The organism is Pantoea sp. MBD-2R (genome assembly GCF_039134845.1).
Lineage (GTDB): Bacteria > Pseudomonadota > Gammaproteobacteria > Enterobacterales > Enterobacteriaceae > Erwinia.
Window position 1 is genome coordinate 396,435 of record NZ_CP152417.1, and the last position, 25,854, is coordinate 422,288.

Annotated in this window: 19 protein-coding genes; 11 read left to right on the plus strand and 8 right to left on the minus strand. The window is 53.6% G+C overall.

All coding sequences use genetic code 11. From position 1 onward, the window contains the following. Positions 1-5: 5 nt before the first annotated feature. Positions 6-1,304 carry a diguanylate cyclase gene (locus tag AAGQ96_RS01630; RefSeq protein ID WP_147194151.1) on the plus strand — a complete coding sequence of 433 codons (1,299 nt, stop codon included), beginning with the start codon at positions 6-8 and terminating at the stop codon, positions 1,302-1,304. Between the two features lie 21 nt (positions 1,305-1,325). Here AAGQ96_RS01630 and soxS read toward each other — a convergent pair whose 3' ends face one another. Then, positions 1,326-1,748: a superoxide response transcriptional regulator SoxS gene (soxS, locus tag AAGQ96_RS01635; protein ID WP_342754676.1), complete on the minus strand. Its 423-nt coding sequence runs from the start codon at positions 1,746-1,748 to the stop codon at positions 1,326-1,328. A 119-nt stretch (positions 1,749-1,867) separates the two neighbouring features. Here soxS and soxR point away from each other — a divergent pair, with 119 nt between their 5' ends. The 4 genes from soxR (at position 1,868) to AAGQ96_RS01655 (ending at position 6,587) form a co-directional block, all read left to right on the plus strand. Further along, complete coding sequence (gene soxR, locus AAGQ96_RS01640) at positions 1,868-2,335, plus strand: redox-sensitive transcriptional activator SoxR (protein ID WP_147194155.1); 468 nt, start codon at positions 1,868-1,870, stop codon at positions 2,333-2,335. Between the two features lie 43 nt (positions 2,336-2,378). Beyond that, positions 2,379-3,041 carry a glutathione S-transferase gene (locus AAGQ96_RS01645; RefSeq protein ID WP_147194157.1) on the plus strand — a complete coding sequence of 221 codons (663 nt, stop codon included), beginning with the start codon at positions 2,379-2,381 and terminating at the stop codon, positions 3,039-3,041. 379 nt (positions 3,042-3,420) lie between these two features. Then, complete coding sequence (locus AAGQ96_RS01650; RefSeq protein WP_147194159.1) at positions 3,421-4,767, plus strand: NCS2 family permease; 1,347 nt, start codon at positions 3,421-3,423, stop codon at positions 4,765-4,767. A 170-nt stretch (positions 4,768-4,937) separates the two neighbouring features. Beyond that, the gene (locus AAGQ96_RS01655) at positions 4,938-6,587 is read left to right on the plus strand and encodes a Na+/H+ antiporter (RefSeq protein WP_147194161.1); all 1,650 of its coding nucleotides are present in this window, start codon (positions 4,938-4,940) and stop codon (positions 6,585-6,587) included. Positions 6,588-6,670: 83 nt separating this feature from the next. Here AAGQ96_RS01655 and AAGQ96_RS01660 read toward each other — a convergent pair whose 3' ends face one another. From AAGQ96_RS01660 to AAGQ96_RS01670, 3 genes are all read right to left on the minus strand, one after another. Beyond that, the gene (locus AAGQ96_RS01660) at positions 6,671-6,958 is read right to left on the minus strand and encodes a type II toxin-antitoxin system RelE/ParE family toxin (protein WP_147194163.1); all 288 of its coding nucleotides are present in this window, start codon (positions 6,956-6,958) and stop codon (positions 6,671-6,673) included. Beyond that, on the minus strand, positions 6,948-7,217 hold the full coding sequence (locus AAGQ96_RS01665) for a type II toxin-antitoxin system Phd/YefM family antitoxin (protein ID WP_147194165.1): 270 nt from the start codon (positions 7,215-7,217) through the stop codon (positions 6,948-6,950). Before AAGQ96_RS01665 ends, AAGQ96_RS01660 begins: the two co-directional genes overlap by 11 nt. Before the next feature lie 227 nt (positions 7,218-7,444). After that, positions 7,445-8,347, minus strand: a complete 903-nt coding sequence (locus AAGQ96_RS01670; protein WP_147194166.1) for a LysR family transcriptional regulator — start codon at positions 8,345-8,347, stop codon at positions 7,445-7,447. 102 nt (positions 8,348-8,449) lie between these two features. On the opposite strand from AAGQ96_RS01670, the gene AAGQ96_RS01675 reads away from it, so the two are divergent. From AAGQ96_RS01675 to AAGQ96_RS01685, 3 genes are all read left to right on the plus strand, one after another. Continuing rightward, a complete protein-coding gene (locus AAGQ96_RS01675) occupies positions 8,450-8,878 on the plus strand; it encodes a CidA/LrgA family protein (protein WP_147194168.1) in 429 nt (142 codons plus the stop codon). Continuing rightward, positions 8,871-9,569 carry an LrgB family protein gene (locus AAGQ96_RS01680; RefSeq protein ID WP_147200490.1) on the plus strand — a complete coding sequence of 233 codons (699 nt, stop codon included), beginning with the start codon at positions 8,871-8,873 and terminating at the stop codon, positions 9,567-9,569. Before AAGQ96_RS01675 ends, AAGQ96_RS01680 begins: the two co-directional genes overlap by 8 nt. Positions 9,570-9,715: 146 nt before the next feature. Continuing rightward, positions 9,716-10,261 carry a YfaZ family outer membrane protein gene (locus AAGQ96_RS01685; protein ID WP_147194170.1) on the plus strand — a complete coding sequence of 182 codons (546 nt, stop codon included), beginning with the start codon at positions 9,716-9,718 and terminating at the stop codon, positions 10,259-10,261. 43 nt (positions 10,262-10,304) lie between these two features. Here AAGQ96_RS01685 and actP read toward each other — a convergent pair whose 3' ends face one another. The 3 genes from actP to acs all read right to left on the minus strand — a co-directional run bounded on the left by actP (position 10,305) and on the right by acs (position 14,374). Beyond that, positions 10,305-11,963 carry a cation/acetate symporter ActP gene (actP, locus tag AAGQ96_RS01690; protein ID WP_147194172.1) on the minus strand — a complete coding sequence of 553 codons (1,659 nt, stop codon included), beginning with the start codon at positions 11,961-11,963 and terminating at the stop codon, positions 10,305-10,307. Continuing rightward, positions 11,960-12,271, minus strand: coding sequence for a DUF485 domain-containing protein (locus AAGQ96_RS01695; protein WP_147200491.1), 312 nt, complete (start codon positions 12,269-12,271; stop codon positions 11,960-11,962). Before AAGQ96_RS01695 ends, actP begins: the two co-directional genes overlap by 4 nt. 150 nt (positions 12,272-12,421) lie before the next feature. After that, positions 12,422-14,374, minus strand: coding sequence for an acetate--CoA ligase (gene acs, locus AAGQ96_RS01700; protein ID WP_147194175.1), 1,953 nt, complete (start codon positions 14,372-14,374; stop codon positions 12,422-12,424). A gap of 531 nt (positions 14,375-14,905) precedes the next feature. Between acs and gltP the strand changes: the two genes are divergently transcribed. Beyond that, the gene (gltP, locus tag AAGQ96_RS01705) at positions 14,906-16,210 is read left to right on the plus strand and encodes a glutamate/aspartate:proton symporter GltP (RefSeq protein ID WP_147194177.1); all 1,305 of its coding nucleotides are present in this window, start codon (positions 14,906-14,908) and stop codon (positions 16,208-16,210) included. A 568-nt stretch (positions 16,211-16,778) separates the two neighbouring features. Beyond that, a complete protein-coding gene (locus AAGQ96_RS01710) occupies positions 16,779-21,938 on the plus strand; it encodes an autotransporter outer membrane beta-barrel domain-containing protein (RefSeq protein ID WP_342754677.1) in 5,160 nt (1,719 codons plus the stop codon). Positions 21,939-22,249: 311 nt separating this feature from the next. Here AAGQ96_RS01710 and AAGQ96_RS01715 read toward each other — a convergent pair whose 3' ends face one another. Beyond that, positions 22,250-23,722 (minus strand): ATP-binding protein, encoded by a 1,473-nt coding sequence (locus tag AAGQ96_RS01715; protein ID WP_254446293.1) that lies wholly within the window; start codon positions 23,720-23,722, stop codon positions 22,250-22,252. Between the two features lie 472 nt (positions 23,723-24,194). Between AAGQ96_RS01715 and AAGQ96_RS01720 the strand changes: the two genes are divergently transcribed. After that, entirely contained in the window at positions 24,195-25,739 is a 1,545-nt protein-coding gene (locus AAGQ96_RS01720; RefSeq protein WP_147194181.1) for a methyl-accepting chemotaxis protein, read from the plus strand. Positions 25,740-25,854: the final 115 nt, after the last annotated feature.

Below are 25,854 nucleotides of genomic sequence, written 5' to 3' on the forward strand. Positions count from 1 at the left end.
GAAGCATGCAACAGGGCTATCCTGCGGATAATATTACCGCGAAATCTTCAAAACCGTTGCCAACGTTACGCAAATCACTGCGGCGCATTCATGTGGTGATTATTGTGGTTTCGCTGGTGTTCAGCGGCATCTCGCTGCTGGTGCTGGCGCTGCTGGCCTTGCGCAGCTATGCGGATAACAATCTTCAGCTGATTGCCACCACCATCAGTTACAGCGTGCAGCAGGCCGTGGTCGCGGGCGACGCAGAAGCTGCAAAGCTGCTGTTGCAGGATATCGGTGGACAGACCGAATTTGGCCAGGCCAGGATCCTTGATGCCCGCCATCATTTGCTGACCAGCTGGCAGTCTTATGCGGAAGGGACGCACCATTTCGCTTGCAGCCTGCTGTCGCACTGGCTGTTTCCACAGCCCATCCAGGTGCCGGTGATGCACGGTGGGAAAGAAGTCGGGCAGGTCTGGCTGACCGGTGACGGAGGCCGGGTCTGGCATTACCTGACTCAGGCGCTGAAATGGCTGAGCGGCAGTATGCTGCTGTCGGCCATGCTTTCCTTCTATTTATCGAAGCGCATGCATGCGGGCATTGTGTCTGGCCTGCAAAATATCACCTCGGTCGCCCACGAAGTGCGTAAACAGCGGGCGTTTTCCCGGCGCGTGCCTTCTTCCTCTATTGCAGAGCTGAACAAGCTGAGCGGGGATTTCAATAGCCTGCTTGATGAAATGTCCGACTGGCAGCGTCATTTGCAGCGGGAAAACGATACGCTCTCTCATCAGGTTCGCCATGATGCCCTGACCGGTTTACCTAACCGTACCGCGTTTGAACAGGAGCTGAATAAACAGCTGAGTAATCCGCTGGCGGCGGGACAGGTGGCCGTGATGTTTATTGATGGCGATCGCTTTAAAGAAGTGAATGACCGCTATGGCCATGCGGCGGGAGATTTGGTTCTGGCCGCTACCGCACAACGTCTGCGGGGACGATTACGCAAGGACGATCTGGTTGCCAGACTCGGCGGTGATGAGTTTGCCGTCCTGCTGTCGTCCATCGACAGCGGCGATCAGGCAGGCCGGGTAGCGGAAAACGTGATTGAAGCAATGCGCGAGCCGATCGCGCTGGAAGATGGAACACTGGTTACGCAGTCGCTCAGTATTGGCGTGGCGCTGGCAAAAAATCACAGTTCCGGTGAGGCGATGATTGCGCAGGCCGATGCGGCGATGTACCACATCAAGGAACTGGGCGGCGGCTGGTATTTTTCCCCGACTTTTTGGGGCCAGCACGAACATGGCGTGGTCAGTCGGGATGGCGCCTGAGACCACGCCATGCCTGCCCGGTCAGTTACAGAGCGCGCAATCGCTGCTTTTCACCGCGTTGTCAAAGGTGGGCTGGAATTCGCTACAGTCAAAGTTATAGCCGACCTGACGCTTTAAGGCGCGGCGCATAGTGTGACGATATGCGGTAGGCGTTTGGGAAAACTGCCGACGAAACACGCGGGAAAACGTCTGCTGCGAATCGTAACCATACTGCATAGCAATATCGAAAACCGGCCGCTGCGTCTGGCGTAGCGCTTCGGCCGCCAGCGTCAGACGGCGTTCACGAATGTAATTCCCCAGCGTCTGCCGGGTGACGGTACGAAACATGCGTTGCAGATGCCATTTCGAATAGCCGGATCGAGCGGCAACCTCATCAACAGAAAGCGTTTTATCCAGATTACTTTCAATCCAGTCGGTCAGAGTTTGGATGATCTCATCATGCATACTTTTCTTCTCCCTGGGCCTGGTGGGCGGTTAAGGGTGTTCGCAGTGGCAAATGACATTTCGCCTTCTCAATGGCTGCTGAGTATAATTCCTCAAGTTAACTTGAGGTAAAGGTCAAAATGAAAAAAAGTCGCCATTCGGCAGATAAGCGCGAACTGACGCCCGGCGACGTGGCCGCGCGCTGTGGCGTTGCTGTTTCTGCACTGCATTTTTATGAAAGCAAAGGATTAATTAGCAGCTTTCGCAATTCAGGCAACCAGCGTCGCTATCACCGTGACGTTCTGCGTCGCGTCGCGGTGATCAAAATTGCCCAGCGCATTGGTATTCCGCTGGCGACCATTGGCGAACATCTGATGCAGTTTCCGCCCGGCAAGCGAATGTCGCCAAAAGAGTGGGCAGTACTGACGCAAAAATGGCGGGAAGAGCTGGACGGGCGTATTCGCACGCTCACCCGGCTACGGGACGATCTGGATGGCTGCATTGGTTGTGGCTGTTTATCAATGGAAGACTGCCCGCTGCGTAACCCAGGTGACCAGCTTAGCGAGCGCGGTACCGGCGCCATCCTGCTTGAGCCAGAGCGGGAGTAAAGCTGTCTATACTGATAGCACTTCTCTTACACAAGGACAGGTCATGATTACCGTTCACCATCTGAATAACTCTCGATCTCAACGCGTGCTGTGGATGCTGGAAGAGCTGGAAGTGCCTTATCAAATTAAGCAGTACCAGCGCGAAGCCACGATGCTGGCGCCCGACTCGCTTAAAAAAGTGCATCCTCTGGGGAAATCCCCGGTGATCACCGATGGAAATCGGGTGATTGCCGAATCCGGCGCGATCCTTGAGTACCTTGCCGAACATTATGACGCAGAAAATCGGCTGAAACTTAATGATGAAGATGCGCGCCTTCAGTCTCGTTACTGGCTGCACTATGCCGAAGGATCGCTGATGCCGCTGCTGGTGATGAAGCTGATTTTCGGCCGCATGGGGAAACCGCCGGTGCCGTGGCTGCTGAGGCCGGTTGGCAACGCGTTTGCTAAAGGCGTACAAAAAGCGTGGCTGGATAAACAGCTCGCCACCCACCGCGATTTTATCGAGCAGCATCTGGCCAGCAATGCCTGGTTTGCCGGGCAAACCTTCAGCATTGCTGATGTTCAAATGAGCTTCCCACTACAGGCACTGAGTGCACGCGGTGGCGCAGGCGACAGCCCGGCCATCCAGGCCTGGCTGACTAAGGTGCAAAATCGCGCGGCCTGGCAGCGTGCTTTGCAAAAAGGCGGTGAAGTAAAACTCGACTGAATGCTTTTTGCCTTGCCATCACGCTTTGTTTCATGTCGCTGTAATCGGACCGGCGGTCATAAGAAAGTGCTATTACAGCGGTATGAAACCGCTGGGTAGAGTCAGAGCTGCTTAATATTTCAGCGCGATGTGTCAGGCTTGTGCAAATAGCGGCGATCGGCAGTTGAAAATGCAGGCTTAAAGGCAGGATAATCGTTTGCCTTTCTGAAAAGGCATTATGCGCGTCGCAGTTAAACGTTTGCCTTTTTTCCGATCGCCGCCTCGCATGGAGGATTTTTCGATCAGTGAACAGTGCCACCCAGGATGGTAACGTTGAACCCGATTTGAGCTTCCTGCGTCACGCATCGATAAATCATAAGAAATTCAGGGGATTTTCACTATGTCTACGCCTTCTCAGGCCAGCGGATCGCTGGATGCCTGGTTTAAAATCTCTGCGCGCGGCAGTTCGGTTCGCCAGGAGATTTTAGCGGGCCTCACTACGTTCCTCGCCATGGTCTATTCGGTCATCGTTGTACCCTCCATGCTGGGTAAAGCCGGGTTTCCTCCTACCGCCGTCTTTGTTTCAACCTGTCTGGTAGCCGGTTTCGGATCGCTGGTGATGGGCCTGTGGGCTAATCTGCCGATGGCGATTGGCTGCGCCATCTCTCTGACCGCGTTTACCGCCTTCAGCCTGGTGCTGGGGCAGCACATCAGCGTCCCGGTTGCGCTTGGCGCCGTGTTTTTAATGGGCGTGCTGTTTACGGTAATTTCCGCGACCGGCATTCGTGCGTGGATCCTGCGTAATCTGCCGATGGGCGTGGCGCACGGTACCGGCGTCGGCATCGGGCTGTTTCTGCTGCTGATTGCGGCTGATGGTGTTGGCCTGGTGGTTAAAAATCCGGCGCCAGGTTTGCCGGTGGCGCTGGGCGACTTCGCGTCGTTTCCGGTCATGATGTCGCTGCTGGGTCTGGCAGTAATTTTTGGCCTGGAAAAGCTGCGCGTGCCGGGCGGGATTCTGCTAACGATTATCGCAATTTCCGCACTGGGCCTGATTTTCGATCCGGCAGTAAAATACCAGGGCCTGTTTGCCATGCCTTCACTGAAAGATGCGCAGGGGAATTCACTGCTGTTTAGTCTGGATATTTTGGGCGCGTTGAAACCGGCCGTATTGCCAAGCGTTCTGGCGCTGGTCATGACCGCGGTGTTTGATGCGACCGGCACAATCCGTGCGGTTGCCGGGCAGGCCGACCTGCTGGATAAAGACAACCAGATTATTAACGGCGGCAAGGCGCTGACCACCGACTCGGTAAGCAGCATCTTCTCGGGTCTGGTTGGCGCGTCACCGGCGGCGGTCTATATCGAATCGGCGGCGGGAACGGCGGCGGGCGGTAAGACCGGCCTGACGGCGATTGTGGTTGGCGTGCTGTTCCTGTTGATCCTGTTCCTGTCGCCGCTGGCTTACCTGGTACCGGGTTACGCTACCGCACCTGCGCTGATGTACGTCGGCCTGCTGATGCTGAGTAACGTATCGAAAATCGACTTCAGCGACTTTGTCGATGCGATGTCGGGCCTGCTGGCTGCGGTATTTATCGTGCTAACCTGTAACATCGTTACCGGCATCATGCTCGGTTTCGGCTCGCTGGTGATTGGCCGTATTTTTGCCGGTGAGTGGCGCAAGCTCAACGTGGGGACTGTCGTTATCGCCATTGCGCTGGTGGCGTTTTACGCGGGCGGCTGGGCTATCTGATTTAACGTTAAGGCCGGTGCCAGCCGGCCTTTGTTCTAAATTTCCCTCTTTAATTGCCGATAACGCACTTCAGGTTTTTCAACCCTATCCGTTTTTGTTTACTATCAGAGAAGAGTGTTCACTCTTAAGCCGGAACTTTTGTTGCTATCTGGAAGCTATGTAAGGACAACATGGAAATCTTTTTTACTATTCTGATCCTGACGCTGGTGGTTTCGCTCTCCGGCGTTGCCGCCCGCATTATCCCTTTTCAAATCCCTCTGCCGCTGGTACAGATCGCCATGGGCGCCTTGCTCGCCTGGCCGACGTTTGGCCTGCATGTCGATTTTGACCCGGAGCTGTTCCTGGTGCTGTTTATCCCGCCGCTGCTGTTTGCCGACGGCTGGAAAACGCCGACCAGTGAATTCCTGAACCACGGTCGGGAAATCATCGGTCTTGCGCTGGTGCTGGTGCTGATTACCGTTGTCGGTATTGGCTACCTGATCTACTGGCTGGTGCCGGGCATTCCGCTGCTGCCTGCTTTTGCGCTGGCTGCCGTGCTGTCGCCAACCGATGCCGTGGCGCTGTCCGGCATCGTGGGGGAAGGGCGTATTCCCAAGAAGATCATGTCGATTCTGCAAGGCGAGGCGCTGATGAACGATGCGTCTGGTCTGGTTTCGTTGAAATTTGCCGTCGCTGTCGCGATGGGAACCATGGTTTTCACCGTTTCTGGTGCCTCGCTGGAGTTTGTGAAAGTGGCCGTCGGCGGCCTGCTGGCGGGTATCGCCATCTGCTGGCTGTACGGCAAATCGCTGCGTTTGCTCAGCCGCTGGAGCGGTGACGATCCCGCTACGCAAACCGTTCTGCTGCTGCTGCTGCCGTTTGCGTCTTACCTGATTGCCGAACATATTGGCGTGTCCGGTATCCTTGCCGCTGTTGCTGCCGGGATGACCATTACCCGCTCCGGGATTATCCGTCAGGCGCCGCTGGCGATGCGTCTGCGTGCGAACAGCGTCTGGCAGATGCTGGAGTTTGTGTTTAACGGCATGGTGTTCCTGATGCTGGGCCTGCAACTGCCGGACATTCTGGAAATTTCCGTTTCTCAGGCCGATGCCGATCCGAATGTCGATCTGTGGATGCTGGTTCTGTCGGTAGTGCTGATTTACGCTGCGCTGATGGTGGTGCGTTTCACCTGGCTGTGGACGATGCGTCTGATCAGCAAACGCTGGCTGAAAAAGAAGCCGATGGAGTTTTCCAGCTACAGCCTGCGCGAGCTGCTGATCGCTTCGTTTGCTGGCGTACGCGGAGCCATCACGCTGGCGGGTGTACTGTCGATACCGCTGTTTCTGACTAATGGTGATGCGTTCCCGGCGCGCTATGAACTGGTATTTTTGGCCACCGGCGTCATCCTGTTCTCACTGCTGGTTGGCGTCGTTTTGCTGCCGCTGCTGCTGCGCGGCGTGGCGGGCATGGATAAAACCGCTCACCGTCATGAAATGCAGATGGCGCGTGCCGTGATGGCGGGAACGGCCATCGAAAGCCTCTACAAGATGGAAGAGCGGCTGATTGCCGATACCGAAGAGAATATCGATTCGGAACTGGTAAAAGAGGTCAGTTCCCGCGTGATCGGTAATATGCGTCGCCGCGTGGACGGCAAGGACGATCTGGAGCGCGCGCAGTATGCGGAGAATCTGGAACGTCGCTTCCGTCTGACCGCGCTGCGTGCCGAACGTGGCGAGCTGTACCACCTGCGCGCAACGCAGAAAATCAGTAATGAAACCATGCAGAAGATGCTGCACGATCTCGATCTGCTGGAAACGCTGCTGATTGAGAAAGAAGAGTAGGTTGTAAGCCGCGGGTTGAGGCTCGCGGCTTTATCTATACTTCAGTACAAAAGCTGGAAGAGTAGTTAACCATTCTTACTGGCTTAGAGATATTTCTTTGGATCCTGGCTTTGATGCAGCACGCCAGAAATATTCACGCCGTGCGGCGCCTGGCGAAAGTAAATTTTGTGCCGACCACAGGGGAAGGAACGAAGGCCCGGGCGAACATCGTCACGGGGTGTTCCCAGCATAGAATTTGTCCCCAATTGCGACATGCAGGCCTGCAACTGGCGCATGTATTGTTCTTCCTTGATGATTCCCCACGTGTTGAGCGTGTAGTCCGAGATAGCGTTCATATGCCGTATTGCAGGTCTGGTCAGTTTATATGTCATTGACTGCGCGCTTTTCCCTTAGCTGAGCAAAATAATCTGGGCCGTCTACCAGATTTCCACTTTCAATGTCGCGGTCTGCTTCGTCTACAATCGCACGCAGGTGAGCCATTTTAATGGCTTCAATCTCTGCATAATCCTCCGCTGAGATCACCACCACGGAGTCCTTGCCGTTTTTGGTAATAAAAACGGGCTCACGCTGCGCTTTGTTGAGTACTTCACCAAACTGGATTTTTGCCTCGCTGGCCGTAAAACTATACATGGGTTTTTCCTCTTACAGATTAAACCGGTACGATTTAATTAATTCGTACCTATATTGGACCAACAAATGAGCAATGCCAAGCGCTTTTCCCGTTGCGCTTAGCCATGAGGGCCTTACTAACGTAGAGCGGTTTCAGACGTTTTACTGCTTTTAATTGTTTCTGAGAGGCCTCTCGCAGCACTTACAGCTAGCAGTGCTTCTGTGCGTCCTTAACTGGTAGAGTTTTGCTACACCGACAGCCTTGGCGCCTCGCCCGGCCAGAATTCACGGCAGCAGGCGATCCAGGCCTGAGCGCTTTTCGACAGATAGCTGCCCTCGCGCCAGATCAGCCCCAGTTTCCAGACCAGTTCAGACTCCAGCGGTAGCCACAGCAGATGGGTTTTATCCAGCCGCTGACAAATCGGCTCTGGCAGAATAGCCACGCCCATGCCCGCCTGCACCATCGCCGCCAGAAAATCCCACTGGCCGCTGCGAACGGCAATTTGTGGCGCGAAGCCGCTGGCCTGAAAAGCGCGCATCAGCTGACGGTTAAGGGAAAATTCTTCGTTGTAAATCAGGATCGGATGGCTGGCCAGTTCGGTCAACGGCACGTGAGTCCGGCGCAGCCATTCACGGGTACGCGGAACCAGCACGCAAAGCGGATGGCTCATCAGCGGCAGCGCGTTTAACGGCAGATCGTCCGCAACCGGTAGCGCGGTGAGCGCAATGTCCAACGTGCCGGACAGCACCGCCTGCTGTACGGTGAGGCCACCAAATTCGGAAATTTTCAGCTCGACGCCGGGATAGCGCTGGCGAAATGCCGAAATCGATCCCGCGATCTGCATGCCCACCATCGGTGGGATGCCCAGCCGCAGCTCGCCCGTTTTTAAGTCGTTGATATCGCTGATTTCGGCTTCCAGCTGTTTAAACTCTTGCAGAATAGTCAGACCGCGCTGATAGACCGCCTGACCGGTGTCCGTCAGATGTAGCCTGCGTCCCTCGCGGATCAGCAGCGTACAGCCCAGCTCGTCCTCAAGCTGGCGCAGCATCTTACTGATAGTCGGTTGGGTCACGTACAGCTGTTCCGCCGCGCGGGTAAAACTTTGCTGGCGCACCACTTCAACGAAATAACGCAAGGCACGGACGTCCATAATCATTCCTGTAAGGCATAGTTTGAATAATATTAAGTCATTTTTTTCACCCTTTGTTACGCCTTTATACTCTCTTTACGCATTATTCAGAGAGAGGCCATCATGGCACTGGCAATACGTCCGCAAAGCACACGCTGGTTACGACACGTTCAGGTTCCCTTACAGGTTGTTCTGTATATTGTTTTTTTCCTGGCGGCTCAGACGCTGGTCGACTGGCTGCATCTGCCTTTACCCGCCAACATCGTCGGCATGCTGCTGTTACTGGCGCTGATTATGCTGCGTGTGCTGCCGCTGAACTGGGTGAAAGCCGGATCGCGTTGGCTGCTTGCCGAAATGCTGCTGTTTTTTGTTCCGGCAGTGGTGGCCGTGGTGAATTACTCACAGCTGCTGCGGGTGGATGGCTGGCGCATCATGCTGGTGATCGGTATCAGCACGCTGTTAGTGCTTTCAGCCACTGCGCTGGTGGTCGATCGCGTGTACCGTTTTGAAATTGCCCGGGCAGCGCGTAAACAGAGGAAAGATGATGAATAACCTCCTGATCAGCCTCCTGTGCCCGATCGCGACCCTACTGGTTTATTTCCTTAACAAACGGCTCTACCGCCGCTGGCATAAACTGCTATTGATGCCGCTGGTGATGACGCCGATGGTACTGGTGGCGCTACTGTTGCTGACGCATATCTCCTGGCAGAACTATATTGGCGAAAGCCACTGGCTGCTGTGGCTGCTTGGCCCGGCGACGCTGGCTTTTGCCGTACCGGTGTATGAGAATCTGACGATTATTCGCCGTCACTGGATGTCGCTCACCGCGGGCGTGATCACCGCCACGCTGGTGGCCGTATGTAGCTCTGTCTGGCTGGCACGCTTGCTGACGCTACCGGAAGCGATCCAGCGCAGTCTGGCGGTACGCTCCATCACCACGCCTTTTGCGCTGGCGGCGGCTAAGCAGCTTGGTGGCCAGCCGGATCTGGTGGCGCTGTTTGTGGTGATCACCGGTGTGTTTGGCATGGCGACAGGCGATGTACTGTTTATCCGGCTGGCCGTGAAGCAGGGCATGGCGAAAGGGGCGGGCTTCGGGGCCGCCTCGCATGGTGCGGGCACCGCACGCGCCTATGAGCTGGGTCAGGAGGAAGGCGTGGTTGCCAGCCTGGTAATGATGCTGTCCGGCATTGTCACGGTGATCGTCGCCCCCGTCATTGGCCATATTATGTGGGCAGCCGTCTGACGCTCTGTTTTGTTATTCACCTGTTATCAACGTTGACTAAACGCTGGGCTTAATTCATCAGATTCTCATGTTAAAAAGCATGATGATGGTCTACGCTGACAAGCCGTCGGAATCCGGCGTGAGTAAATTTATCAGGAGAATAAAAAATGAAAGCAGTGGCAACGACCGCAGGCGCTCTGGCGCTACTGGTGCTGGCAGGTTCAGCGCAGGCTATCGAAGGCGGTATTGATGTGGGCCGTGATTACACCAATTTGCATGCCGGACTGGGGACGACGTCACCGGGTTTTGCGCTTTCAGGTAACTGGTTGCGCAGCGACCACGACGGCAGCATGGGCAGCCTGGGTCTGGGCTACAACGTCGCGCTGGGTGATGTGTTCCTGTCGCCGGGCGTGAAAGCCATCTCCACCAATCCGCAGGATACGAAAGACGGTTATGCGGTTGCTGTTGGCCTTGGCGTTAACGTACCTGTTACCCACATGTTTAACGTGTATGGCCAGTATTACTACTCGCCGGACGCGTTCTCCAGCCATATTGATAACTACCAGGAAGCGTCTGCTGGCGTCAGCTTCCAGCCGATTTCGCTGGTAGATGTTCATGTTGGCTATCAGTACATGACCATGAACGGTAAAGACGGTCGTAAAGACAACGTGATTGCCGACGGCCCGTTTGTGGGCGCATCGCTGCACTTCTGATGCAAAAGGCGGATCGCAGGATCCGCCTTTAAAGACACCTTTCCTAATGCGCCTTTCCGCTCTCTATTCCCACCCCGGTTTGTGAACGAACAAACTGCGCCTGAAAACGCTGGCGTTCCTGTTGACCTTCTGCCGAATGGTCAGTCACCGAAAACAGCCAGGTGCCGATAAACGCCGCCAGCATTGAGAACAACGCCGGATATTCATAGGGATAAATCGGCTTCGCATGGCCAAGCACCTGTACCCAAACCGTCGGGCCGAGAATCATCAGCACCACCGCCGTGATTAATCCCAGCCAGCCGCCGATCATCGCGCCGCGCGTGGTCAGTTTTGACCAATACATCGACAGCAGGATAATCGGGAAGTTACAGCTTGCGGCGATGGAGAAGGCCAGCCCGACCATAAAAGCGATATTCTGTTTTTCAAACAGAATGCCCAGCGCAATGGCCACTACGCCCAGCACCAGCACGGTAATCTTCGAGACGCGCAGTTCCTGTTTTTCCGTGGCCTGGCCTTTTTTCACCACGCTGGCATAAAGGTCGTGGGAAACCGCCGAAGCGCCCGCCAACGTTAAGCCAGCCACGACCGCCAGAATGGTCGCAAAGGCAACTGCCGAAATAAAACCGAGGAACAGGCTGCCGCCTACCGCATCCGCCAGATGCACTGCCGCCATATTATTACCGCCAATCAGCAGCCCGCTGGCATCTTTAAAGGCCGGATTCGCGCCGACCAGTAAAATGGCACCGAAGCCAATGATAAAGGTCAGGAAATAGAAGTAGCCCATAAAACCGGTGGCGTAAAAGACGCTTTTACGCGCCTCACGGGCATCGCTGACGGTAAAGAACCGCATCAGAATATGCGGCAGGCCAGCCGTGCCGAACATTAATCCGAGCCCCAGCGACAGCGCTGAAATCGGGTCGTGAACCAGTCCACCGGGCCGCATAATGGCAATACCTTTTGGGTGCACCGCCATGGCCTGAGTAAATAAATTATTAAAGCTGAAGCCTACGGTCTTCATCACCATAATCGCCATAAAGCTCGCACCAAACAGCAGCAGCACGGCTTTAATAATCTGCACCCATGTGGTGGCGAGCATGCCGCCGAACAGCACATAGAGCACCATCAAAATGCCGACCAACACCACGGCCACGTGATAATCCAGGCCGAATAACAGCTGGATGAGTTTTCCCGCGCCAACCATCTGCGCAATCAGATACAGCGCGACGACCACCAGCGAACCGCAGGCGGACAACGTGCGGATCGGCATCTGTTTCAGGCGATAAGAGGCGACGTCGGCAAAGGTATAGCGTCCCAGATTGCGCAGGCGCTCGGCGATCAGAAACAGAATGATCGGCCAGCCGACCAGAAAGCCCAGCGAGTAAATCAGCCCGTCATACCCTGAGGTATAAACCAGCGCCGAGATCCCCAAAAAAGAGGCGGCGGACATAAAATCGCCCGCCATCGCCAACCCGTTTTGAAAGCCGGTGATATTACCGCCAGCGGTATAGTAATCGCTACGCGAGCGGGTGCGCTTTGAAGCCCAGTAAGTAATGCCCAGCGTTGCTGCCACGAACAGCAAAAACATCACGATGGCTTCAACGTTGGTTGGCTGTTTCTGCACCGCGCCGGTAATGGCATCTGCGGCGGAGGCGGACAGGGGCAGCAGTGCCGGCAGCGCATAATAAAGCGAGCGTATTTTCATCCTTTCACCTCATTCAACAATTCCCGGGTCAGGCGGTCAAACTCGCCATTGGCTCGCCAGACGTAAACACCGGTGAGAAGAAAAGAGATCACGATCAGGCCAACGCCGATGGGAATGCCGCGCGTAACGTTAGTGTTGGCATCAAGCGGCGTACCCAGCCAGCCGGGCGCAAAAGCAATTAACAGAATGAAACCGACATAGAGGATAAGCATAATTGCCGAGAGCAGGGTGGCAAATGCCTGGCGTTTCCTTACCAGCTCTTTAAAACGCGCGCTTTTTTCTATCCGTTGATAAATAATGTCATTCATCATCGTATCTCCAGAGATATAATCAGGATTATTATTAATCGGATTGATTAACGGCTTTGAAAATCGGTATGGATATTGGATAAATTAAAAAACAGCGTAATTATCTTTTCGGATAAATTACGCTGTGAATCATTTTTATTCTAAACGGCCTCAGGGCATTTTAATTGACTGTTTCTCTTCCAGTAATTTTTCCACCACGCCAGGATCGGCCAGCGTAGAGGTATCGCCCAGGTTACTGGTGTCGCCCGCAGCAATTTTACGCAAAATACGACGCATAATTTTACCGGAGCGGGTTTTGGGTAAAGAGTCGGTCCAGTGCAACACGTCCGGTGTGGCAATCGGGCCAATTTCTTTGCGTACCCAGTTACGAACTTCCGTATAGAGTTCGGCTGACGGTTCCTCTCCGCTGTTCAACGTGATGTAGGCATAAATGGCCTGGCCTTTAATATTGTGCGTAATACCGACAACCGCCGCTTCGGCTATTTTAGGATGCGAAACCAGCGCCGATTCAATTTCCGCCGTGCCTAAACGATGGCCGGAAACGTTGAGGACGTCGTCGACACGGCCGGTTATCCAGTAGTAGCCATCCTCATCACGGCGTGCACCGTCGCCGCTGAAATACATATTTTTAAAGGTGGAGAAGTAGGTTTGTTCAAAGCGATCGTGATCGCCATACAACGTGCGAGCCTGGCCCGGCCAGGAATCGATAATCACCAGATTGCCTTCGCATGCGCCTTCCAGCGCATTGCCTTCGTTATCCACTAACGCAGGCTGGACACCAAAGAAGGGTTTGGTCGCCGAACCGGCTTTCAGTTCGGTGGCACCCGGCAGCGGCGTGATCATAAAACCACCGGTTTCCGTCTGCCACCAGGTATCGACGATTGGGCAGCGGCAGTCACCAATTTTCTGGTAATACCATTCCCAGGCTTCCGGGTTAATCGGCTCGCCAACGGAGCCCAGGATGCGCAGGCTGGAACGATCCGTTCCGGCGATGGCCTTGTCGCCTTCGGCCATCAACGCACGGATAGCCGTTGGCGCGGTGTAGAGCAGCGTTACTTTATGTTTATCCACCACCTCTGCCATCCGGCTCGGTTTCGGCCAGTTCGGTACGCCCTCAAACATTAGCGTGGTGGCACCACAGGCCAGCGGCCCATACAGCAAATAGCTGTGGCCGGTGATCCAGCCAACGTCAGCTGTACACCAGTAAACGTCGTCAGGATGGTAGTCGAAAACGTACTTAAAAGTGGTCGCGGCATACACCAGATAGCCGCCGGTGCTGTGCAGTACGCCTTTGGGCTTGCCGGTCGATCCGGAGGTATAAAGGATAAACAGCGGATCTTCCGCGCCAATCTCTTCCGGCTGATGGTGCGCGCTGGCTTTATTCATCAGCTCATGCCACCAAATATCGCGGCTGCTCATCGTGATATCCGTGCCGGTGCGCCGTAACACCACAACGTTGGTGATAGTGGTGACGGCAGGATTAGCCAGCGCGTCATCTACGTTCTTTTTCAGCGGGATAGTGCGGCCAGCGCGGATGCCTTCATCGGCAGTGATAACCAGTTTGGCATTGGAGTCGATAATACGGCCAGACACGGCTTCTGGCGAAAATCCACCAAAGATAACCGAGTGAACAGCGCCGATACGGGCGCAGGCGAGCATGGCAATGGCGGCTTCCGGCACCATCGGCATATAAATAGCCACCACGTCGCCTTTATTAATACCCAACTCTTTCAATGAATTAGCGAAACGGCAAACGTCACGATGCAGTTCACGAAAGGTCAATGTTCTGCTTTCGCTGGCGTCGTCACCTTCCCAGATAATCGCCGGATGATCGCCACGGTTATGCAAATGGCGATCGAGGCAGTTTGCGGCCAGATTCAGCGTACCGTCTTCATACCAGCGAATATTGATATCACCCGGTGCAAACGAGGTGTTTTTTACCTGGGTATAAGGCTTAATCCAGTCAAGGATTTTGCCCTGTTCGCCCCAAAAGGCATCGGGGTCCTGGACAGACTGCTGATACATCGACTGGTACTGCTGAGCATTGATTAGGGTAGTTTCCGCGATGTTCGCGGGCACAGGATGTCGGTGTTGTTGGCTCATGGCTACTCTCCTTGAAGATGTTAATAATATGTCAATCAAAGGTTGGATGGAGCGAGCCGCCGGGCTTTGTTTGCTTTTTGCGCCACAGATCACGCCAGTGCAACAGACGATCAAAACGATTAAAAATTTGTCTTATTACTGTTTACCTGGAGGTAAACAACACCCAGATTTGCTTTCCTGAGCCAAAACAAGCTGGTTATTTTTAGCACAATTAAACCTTGCCAGGGTTACGGCGTATTGCGAAAAAGTGCATAGCTATGCGTTAAATAAGCTAAATATTACTAATTATAACAACAAGTTAGTTATTGTGATTAATTCCAGAGCTTTATCCTGCACGCTGACGATATAGTAGCCATATATCACTTAGGGTTGCATTTATACCCGTGAAAATGGTACTGATTACGCGCCTGCAAATCAGGTATCAACCATCCATTATCCGCGAATTAGCCGGCTTAGGCCTGACCTCCCTTGAGAGTGATTCACTCCGCACAGCACATGCGGAGAGCGGGTTTTGTTAAGGAAAAAACTATTATGAAAGCTGCAAAATTCAGCCTTGCCTGGCAAATATTGACGGCGTTGGTACTGGGGATCATCGTTGGTGCGATACTGCATAATCAACCGTCAGATCGTGAATGGTTAATCGCTAACATTCTGAGTCCGGCCGGGGATATCTTTATCCACCTGATCAAAATGATCGTCGTGCCTATTGTGATTTCCACGTTAATCGTCGGTATTGCCGGCGTGGGCGATGCGAAAAAACTGGGACGCATTGGCGTCAAAACCATTGTTTATTTTGAAGTGATAACCACCATTGCCATTGTGGTAGGGATTACCCTGGCGAATGTGTTTCAACCTGGCTACGGCATTGATATGTCGACGCTGGCAACGGTGGACATCTCTAAGTATGAAGCGACAACGGCGCAGGTCCAGGGTGGCGCGCACAGTCTGGTGACAACGCTCCTTTCGCTGATCCCGCAGAATATCTTTGCGGCGATTGCAAAAGGCGACATGCTGCCGATTATCTTCTTCTCGGTACTGTTCGGTTTGGGGCTTTCATCGCTGCCGTCGGAACATCGCGAACCGCTGCTGAACGTGTTCCGTTCAACCTCGGAAACCATGTTCAAAGTGACGCATATGATCATGCGCTATGCGCCAATCGGCGTGTTTGCCCTGATCTCCGTGACCATTGCTAACTTCGGATTTGCGTCGCTGTGGCCGCTGGCCAAGCTGGTTATCCTGGTTTACGCCGCCATTCTGTTCTTCGCCTTTGTGGTGTTGGGTGCCGTGGCGCGGTTCTGTAATCTGCGGATTACTACGCTGATGCGTATTCTGAAAGATGAGCTGATCCTCGCTTATTCCACCTCCAGCTCGGAAACGGTGCTGCCGCGGATCATGGAAAAGATGGAGGCTTACGGTGCGCCCAAGTCCATCACCAGTTTTGTGGTGCCAACCGGCTACTCCTTCAATCTGGATGGCTCCACGCTGTATCAGAGCATCGCGGCAATCTTTATTGCTCAGCTGTACGGCATTGACCTTTCGATTGGTCAGGAAATCGTGCTGGTGCTGACGCTGATGGTGACCTCGAAAGGGATCGCTGGCGTGCCGGGTGTCTCCTTCGTGGTACTGCTGGCAACTCTGGGCAGCGTCGGTATTCCGCTGGAAGGCCTGGCGTTTATTGCGGGCGTAGACCGTATTATGGATATGGCTCGTACCGCGCTGAACGTAATCGGTAATGCGCTGGCGGTCCTGGTGATTGCCAAGTGGGAAAACCAGTTCGATGCTAAACAGGCGCAGGCCTATGAAGCAAAGATGAAGCATCTGGCTTCCGCTTCCTGATTGTTTCGTTCATGGTCAGGCGATGCCTGAGTAAAGAGTGGCCCTTCGGGGCCATTTTTTTTGCCTTCAGAAAACCGTTTCGTTGTATCACGTTATTTTTATTCAGCTTCAGGGTGAAGCTTAATAGCTCAGCCAGTTTCAACAACGGCGCTATCTTTTTAACTATTCTTGCTCTGCATAAGTTTGCCACAGGCATATGCGCTGACAGGCTTAACCATCAATCTATTCTGCTGCAAGTAAAGCATTATGATAATCAGCTTAGGCATAATGGGCTATTTTAATTTATGGGTACACTAAACACTTAACTCAAATTGATGATAGTAAACAGTATGGTAATAAATTAAAGATCCAGTCTTTATAAGAAAGTGTGCAGTATTATTCTTAATTTCATTTTATTGCCGGTTGTTTCCATAAGTTTGTATAGACGTTTTTCTCCTGAAGTGATGTTATGCCATTACTCATTTAATCCTCGGCGTTATGTCGAAGATACTTTTTTTAAAGAACCTTTGGTTCTTGTTTTCTGCTGCCTTTTTTACGGTTTTTATTCTTCTTTGTGGAGGAATTATCCTTGTTTAAATTACATCCCTTATTTATAAGCCTGATTGCCGCGCAGGGATTGATGTTTCCCGCCGTGCAGGCCGCCACGCTGAAACCTTTTTCTCCCGGAGCCAACGACAACAGAGTGGGGGTTTTTTGCGTCTGCAATGGTTCAACGCAAACGCTCAGCGGCATTCAGCAATTCGATGCTGGCATCGGCGGTTTTGAAAACGCCACGCTGGGCGCTAAACGCTGGTCCGGCGGCCTGGATTTCACCCTGCTTGGCGCTGCTCGTCTCGATCTTGGGCCGCAAAATTCTACGGTGAGCGTGTACGATTTTGACACTTCCAGCATAATTTACGTCCCCGTTTTTAATTCGGCAAATATCACTGCGCTGACGCCTGTGGGTAACGACACCGTTGTACCTGATTACTATTCCTCGGGAAATCAACAATACATTAATACCCGTGTGGCCCAGGTCAGCAACGGCACCATCAACGTCGATATCGGCGAGGAGGACGCGTTAACCACCGCCGCTACCAACGGCTGGAGCATGGCGGCCAAGCAGAGCCAGCTGTTTGTCGCTACCGGAAGCGGCCAGATCAACTGGGGATCGAATAACCGTATTAATTTTACCGCAGGCACGGTGCCTTATGGCGGGCCTTATCTTAATTATGCCGTGAATAATGTGGTCAGCTACAAAGGGACCTTCACGGTAACGACACGGGATGACGCCACCACCTCCTTTACGGTCACCAATGTCAGTCAGCTCAAAGCTTATAATGACTGGCTGATTGAGCAGTTGAGCAACGGCAATCTCAATGCCAGCAGCTACAACGAAGAATTTAACAAAGCCGTTTCCATCACCAGCGGCGACATTGTTTATCAGATGAAGGATCAGCCTTACGATGAAAAAATGTCTGAACAGATGGGTGAACTGGTTGTTCTGAGTGCCGATGGCCCTAAAGCCAGGGTGACGGTGGAGGCAGGGAAAACGCTGGAGGTGATTAATGCCAACGACACGGCGGTACGCGCTAACAACGGTGCCACGGCGATCATCAACGGCAAAGTTTCCAGCACGGGTGCCACTTATACCCTGAACGACGCGCTACAGCTGCTGAATGCCAGTACCGGGATCAATAACGGCGTGATCAACGGCGGTTTTCTTAATAACGCAGATGGCACCGGCGTTGATACCTCAGTAAGAGGCTACAACAATACGGCCATTGTGGACTACAGCGACAAAACGGTGTTGGTGCAGGGAACCAGCCGTTTCACCAATAACGGCGTAATTAACTATCAGCCAGCAAAAAGCCAGCCTGTCAGCGAAACCGCAGCGGTATGGCTGGAGAGCGGCGGCTTTATCAATAACGGCAATATTAACCTTGGCGTAGCGGATCTCACCGGCGGGCGTTCAAGCTCTGCTGTCAGGCTAACGACCGACGATTCCAGCTTTATCAACGGCACCAACGGGATTATTTATCTGGGCCGCACGCCACAGAACAGCGTGACGGATGACACCTCCAACGTGGTGCTGAACCAGACCGACGGCAGCTATGGCGTGAAGATCAACGGGAACGGCAGCGTCAAAAATAACGGTCAGATCGTCATCGGTTCCCGGGTGCAGAACAGCACCGCTATTCAGGTAACTGACGGCGCACTGGCTCAGGTGTTGAACAATGGCGTAATTGACGTCAACGGCAGGGCGCTGCTGGAGCCGGAGGAAAATATCGCCATGGCGGTGATTGATTCCGGCAGCGGCGGCCGGGTCGGTAACAGCGGCACCATTAACCTCAATGGCGACAACGCCACCGGGATAAAAGTTATCTCCAGCAACACCAGCTCAAACGCCTGGTCGGACGGCACGATTAACGTCAACGGCGGGACTTCTCTGGCTCCGTCACGCGGGGCGGTTGTCTCTGGTGGTGAAGCGACATTCACTCAGGATGGCATCCTCAATTTGAACGGTGAATATGCCACGGGTGCAATCGCTCAGGATGGCGGGACGATCGTCATCGGCAACACCAGTTCGCTTACTTTTAATAATGCCAATCAGACCGGTTATCAGGCGAAAGGATATTCCTCCACGCTGGTCAGTAACGGCGCAAATGTTGATGTCAGCACGGCGGGATCGACGCTCTATCAGCTGGACGGTGGCACGTTATCAACGTTATTTGCTGGCGACGTCACGCTGAGCGGCGCGAACAGCACGGGGATTATTGCCAATTCGGGTTATGCAACCTTAGCCGATCGCTTTACCGTTACCGGCGAAGGCGCTGCGGCCGTCAAAGCGCTGAATGGTGCGCAGGTGGATGTGAACAGCCCGGTTGTCCTCAGCGGCGATAATACGGTGGGCGCCTGGGGCGATGCCAATTACAGCTATATCTCCAACAATTCGACCGTTTCAGGCGAAGGTAACAACACAACCGGTTTTGAGGTGGGTTATATCCTGAGTAACAGGGGAAACATCGCGCTGACCGGCGCGAACAGCACCGCTGTTTCCCTCCACGACGGCGGCACGATTTTTAACCGTGGTTCGATATCGACAACCTCGGGCACCGGTATCTATGCCGGAACGGGTAACAACCAATACTTTTTTGACGGCGGTCAGCTGAGCGCTACCGGTGCCAACAGTACGGCGATACGCGTCGGTGAAAACGGCGGCTTAACTCTGTTTGGTGAGGGCATTTTCCGTAATGGTATTTTTGCCTATGACGGCGCAGATGCCGTTGTGCTCGATAAAGATGCGTCGCTTACCATTAACGACACCTCACTCTACGTGTACGGCGGGGGGGATGGTATCGACAACAGCGCTGGAGCCAGTAATATCTCGCTCTCCGGGATGTCGATCTATGTCGGCGGTAGCGGGAGCGCAATCCGCTCTTCCACATCACTGCCGGGCGGCGGCGCTTTTATTGAAGTTCATGATGGCGGAACGGGGGTAACCTTTGCCAACGCCGATGGCTCAACGTCAGATAAAGATTTCGTGGTTGGATCCGGCTATGCCATTCTTGCGATGTATGGATCCACCGGGATCCGCGGCAATACCACCGGTCGGGTCATCTCGGAAGGCAATATCTATATAGGCACTGAAGATGGCGGCTCGGCCATCGTCACCAGCACCGCCAGCCAGGTGGTTAACCGCGGTGATATCTATTCCTACAGCACCGTTTCGCCGGTTATCGATCTGCGCGGCGGCAGCACGGTGTTTATTAACGAAGGCACCCTGGGTGCCGAGTCGCCGGATATTTTGCTGGTGGCCGGTGGGGCAACCAGTGACCAGATCGCGCTGCTTGCGGGTAGCGTGACCGGCGACGTCAATACCGGCGAAGGCACCGACACGGTGGCGCTGACCGGCGGCACCCTGGACGGCAGCGTGACCATGGGCAGCGGCGTCGATAATCAGGCTTATGTGGAGAACGTCAGCCTGGCAAACGTCAGCCACATCACCACCGCGGGCGGCGAGGGCAGCACGCTCGATTTAAGCAAAATCTCGGCGAGCGGCGGCTCTTTCGCCAGCGACGATTTAAGCCGGGGCGTCAACCTGGGCGCGGGCTGGAGCACCATCAACTTCCTCAACACCGACTGGACGCTGACCGATAACCTGAAGCTGGCGCACAGCACCATCAACATCGACGGCACCTCAACGCTCTACGCCGGTAACGGCGTCAGTCCGCTGCTGTCGGGCGCAACGGATGATTCACTGACGGTGAACAACTACGGCACGCTGGATCTGACCAACGGCACGGGGCTGCCGGGCGACACCCTGACGATCGAGGGCTCGCTGGCCTCCTTCGGCGGATCGTTACGACTCAACAGCGATCTGAACGGCGGCGGCGCGCTGAGCAGCCAGCGCAGCGACACGCTGCGCGTCACCGGCGATGCGAACGGCACCACCTTTATTGAGGTTCTGCCGGCCGCCGCCAGCAGCGGCACGCTGAGCGACAGTAACCTGAACAGCATCACCGATGCGAACGAGGGGATCTCGCTGGCGCAGGTGGCGGGCAACGCCGGCGCCGACAGCTTTGCGCTGAAGGGCGGCTATCTGGCCGCCGGGCCGTGGAGCTACGGGCTGTACAGCTTCGCGCCGGGCAGCAGCGATGCAGCGCAGCGTCAGGTGGCGGGCACGGGTAATGCGTTCTGGGACTACCGCCTGGCCAACAGCCTGGTCTGTGAAAACGGCGCGGCCTGCCAGGCGGGTTCAGAAAGCCGCGCGGCGGTGGTGCCGCAGGTGCCGTCCTATATTTCTGCGCCGGTCGGGCTGGCGTATTACACGGCGGCCATTCTCGGTGACTTACAGCAGCGTCTGGGCGAGCTGCGCCATCAGCAGGGCGGCCCGGCGGGCGACGGCGGCGAGATGTTCCTGCGCTACAGCGGCTCGAACCTGCGCTACCAGACCAGCCAGAACTTTAAGGACTTCGGCTACAACGTTGACCTGGACTACAGCGCGCTACAGGTGGGCGGCAACGTGCTGCGCCTCGACGGCGACGGGCAGAGCCTGCGCGGCGGCGTGGCCTACACGCGCGGCAACACGCGGCTGCGCCCGGACGCGGCGGACGGCTACAGCAGCACCACCTTCGACAGCGACAGCCTGGCGCTCTACGGCACCTGGCTGCGCGACAGCGGCCTGTATCTGGACGGCACGCTCTCTTACAGCTGGCACCGGGGCGAAACGGACATCGCCCGCCAGAAAGAGGTGGCGAAAATCAAAGGCAAAGGCTGGACGGCCTCGCTGCAAAGCGGCTATCCGTTTGAGCTGGGCAGCGGCGTGCGGCTGGAGCCGCAGGCGCAGCTGATGTACCTGCATCTGGGGCTGGACAACTTCACCGATAAGGAGAACCTGACGGTGAAATATGATGACTACAACCAGACAGTGGGCCGGGTGGGGGCGAAGCTGGACCGCAGCTGGCGCGACGACGGCGGGCGGCAGTACACGCCTTACGTACAGGCTAACTACTTTAAAGGCTGGGGCGGAAAGGCGAAAACCACCGTGGGCGCAGAGGGCGTGGATAACCTTGACCATACCTTTAACAGCGGCAGATTCGGGCAGATGTGGGAAGTGGGCGTTGGCGGCACCACCACCTTCAGAAACGACGTCTCGCTCTACGCGCAGGCGGACTACCGCAAAGAGATCGACAGCAACGGCGCGAAAGGCTGGGGCTACACCGCGGGGGTGCGGTGGACCTTCTGATCGGTGAGGCAGGCCGGGGAAACCCGGTCTGTGTGGCGACCGTTAGTTTTAAACCGTTTGGCAGGGCGCTATATCAACTTAACACACTTATAGATCAAGCAATTCACTGTAATAAAAGTTATTTAATACAGTGAGTTATGTTTTTTTTAGATGGGGAATGGCTTGTGCAATCAAGCAACGGTCAAGCAAATTTTTTTCTGTAGCCATCCTGGGGATCAAACAAACCAAAAAATAAAAAATGCTATATATCAAAGGCTAACATCATAATATAGTTGAAAGTGCGCATTGTTATCATGCAACGATCAAGCAACTCATGCCCAGCATGGAACATAGCGCATTGCTTTAGTCCCTGCATCTGGATCATAAGGACGGATAAAACCTGCATTCACCGTATCTTTAATAATACGGCTGACCTGTGCCTGGTTTTTTTGTTCAATCCCAAATCGCTCACGTAGTGACGTATTGTTAGTATGTTTTCTACTCACATAGCGCAGACAGCAGTGTAAATAGCATGCCCTGATACGATCTTCTTTATCCATATCAGAAAAAGATCTGTATGAAAATAATACGGCTCGGGTATGATTTTCAGTCACTTCGAAAATAGGCGCAGGAAGTTGGTAAAGTTCAGTTTGAAAAACCACTTTATCCACCCCCGTCCCGCGTTCTTCACAAATACTGATACGTCTCATAAAAGATGCCAATGCCTCATTACGGCTTTGAGGAGGAGAATCCAGAAAACGGTCTGTAGATACCAAAGGTATTCCAGGATTAGTGATTTCCATTCTGGACTGAAAAATTTCAATCATAGGGCCAGTACCTGTCAGAGAAAAATCCTGGTGAATTATCGCATTTACAACCAGTTCGCGAATAGCCAGTTCAGGGTACACAGGTTCTTCTTTACGGAAAGCTTTACCTATATGCTCATTACGCGGTAATAAAGTTTCAAGATAATCAATTAAACCTGAGAAACCAACAGCATAGCCTTTGGGTTCTTCTATTTCACGAATAGTGTCAATGCGGCCATCCCCTTTATATAAAACCAGTCGTACGGTTTTCCGACTCAAATGCTGAAAACTTGATAATTTACGGGCAAACAGAACTGCACCCAGATTAGTGATATGCCAGTGTCCGCCTGGCGCTGCTTCCAACAAATTATCTAATTTTAATGCATCAAGAATTCCCGTTCTGCCTTCAGGTAATGGCAAACCGACTAATTCGAAATAGGAAGGGTAATCTAATAGTTGTAATACGTTTTCAGACGTTTGATTTTCTGCGGCCCTTTGTTTTTCAAAAGGGGTTTTATCAAATTTCCGCCACAATGCTCTTTCTTTCTCAGGGAAATCTTTTAATTTTTTCTTGTAGGAACCAATCCGGATATATTCAATACCCTCGCATTGCACAGGGGTATGACTGGCTGCCTGAATCTCCAGAATTACAACAGGTAATTCACTATCAGAAAATGAAAATTCATAAAAACGGAAATGAATTTTTGGGGAAATTTTTTGTAAGAGCCAGCTTTCGACTTCCTGCTGTTTATGTTTTTGTACTGAAGGTTTAAATGATGTACCGACAATGTTATGACTCTTATCATCAACACCATATACAAGCCAGGCATTTTGTTTTCCTAACAACGCTGCTGAATTCGCTAGCGCTGAAATATACTCACCGATTTTATCAACATCTGCATTATGTTTAAATTCAACCCACTCTGTTTCATTTGGCAGAAGACATAACTCTTTCAGGAGGCTACATAAATGTTCTGGAGGGAGTTCAACTGGCATCATTTCCTCTTATTTTTTCAAGTGTCTAATGGGTGGCTCAATTATTTATGCATCATACAAGGCTTCGTGGAAAGGATCAGTGCAAAATTCTTATCGAAATCAACCATGCTGAGGCTATTTTTACGTTTGAATGCGCTTATCCGTGATGATTGTTAAGAGGAAAGCTAAGGTTCAATTATTACAGTAATGGTGGGTAGCGAAATCTGTACTGTTGTCTGTCATCTACAATCCTTATCCAAAAGATCCTAAAATTTCCCTTCAGAATAACCACTTACTTTTTGAATGGTTAAAAAAGAAGCTGGAACCGGTTCATCTTCAGACAGAGTGCGGTAATCGGGCAATGCCTGTTTTGTAACCTGAGTGACAAAATTTAGTTTATGAAGCTAAAGTTCGCGGTTAGCGCGCCGAAAACATAACAAAAGATAACTCATTTAACCAAAGCCCAATCCTGGTCACCGCTTCAAGGATTTACCCCATGCGCACCAATTTACCTGTAACACAGCAGGAATATGCCTTTGATGATGAGGCCACCCTGATGTCGACAACCGACACCAGCAGCCGTATCACTTACGCCAACGATGCTTTTATTAAAGTTAGCGGCTTCACGCCGGACGAAATTAACGGGCAACCTCACAACCTGGTGCGACACCCGGATATGCCGCCGGAAGCCTTTGCTGATATGTGGGCCACGCTGAAACAGGGTGAACCCTGGACGGCGCTGGTGAAAAACCGCCGTAAAAATGGCGATCATTACTGGGTGCGGGCGAATGCCATTCCGGTTGTGCGGAATGGCCAGGTTCAGGGCTTTATGTCTGTGCGCACCAAACCGAGCGCACAGGAGATTCAGCAAACGGAAAAACTCTACAAAGAATTCCGTGACGGCAAGCGTAAAGGCTGGCGTTTTCATAAGGGTCTGCTGGTTCGTACTGGCACCATGCGCTGGGCTTCGTTGTTTAAAACGCTGCCGCTGCGCTGGCGAATTCGCAGCACGATGATGGCCCTGTGGCCGCTGACCGTTGCAGGCGTCTGGACGCTGGGCCTGACGCATTCGCCCTTGGCGATCTTCAGCGTGGTGATGGCCGTATTGCTGCTTCTGGCCTCTGCCTGGCTGGAACAGCAGATTTCACGCCCGCTCGAACGGTTGTGTAAGCAGGCTTTGAGCGTCGCGACAGGTGCCAGCCACCAGGTCGATCAGATGGATCGCGTAGATGAAGTGGGCACCACGCTGCGGGCAATTGGTCAGCTAGGACTGATGTTCCGCTGGCTGGTAGACGACGTCAGCGGGCAGGCGATTAACGTCCTGAGCGCCAGTGATTCTATCGCCCAGGGCAATAATGACCTGAGTCGGCGTACCGAGCAGGCGGCGGCCAATGTCCAGCAGACAGCGGCAACCATGAATGAAATGACCGCCACGGTAAAAAGCAATACGGAAACCGCACAGCAGGTAAATACGCTGTCGAAAAGCACCAGCGATGCCGCGACCCAGGGCGGCGTGGCGATGAAAGATATGGTCAGCATGATGGCGGAAATCGCCGACAGCTCGAAGAAGATCGCCAATATTACCAGCGTGATCGATGGCATTGCCTTCCAGACCAATATTCTGGCGCTAAACGCGGCGGTTGAAGCTGCCCGTGCTGGCGAACAGGGGAAGGGGTTTGCCGTGGTCGCCGGCGAAGTCCGCACGCTGGCGCAGCGCAGCGCGAAAGCGGCCAGCGAAATCAAAAACCTGGTAGAGAGCAGTGCGGCAAAAGTGCAGTCCGGCAGCATTCACGTTAACGATGCGGGCAAGACGATGGAAAATATTGTTTCTCAGGTGCAGAACGTGACCTCGCTGATTGCGCAAATCAGTGCGGCCACCTCTGAGCAGGCTACCGCGCTGAGCGAAGTTAGCCTGGCGGTAGAAGATCTGGATAACATTACTCACCAGAATGCGGCTCGAGTAGAAGAGGGCGCCCAGGCTTCTGGCCGTATGACGCATCAGGCCACACGTTTGGTAGAAGCGATTAGCGTTTTTCGCTAAGCCCCGGTTTTGTCCACTAAAGCGGGTTCGGCAATCAGAAGCTGGCCCGCTCTCTCTTTAAATCCGCACGGCAACAGCAATCCCCGGAACATTGCAACAGCATCGGGTTCTCCCC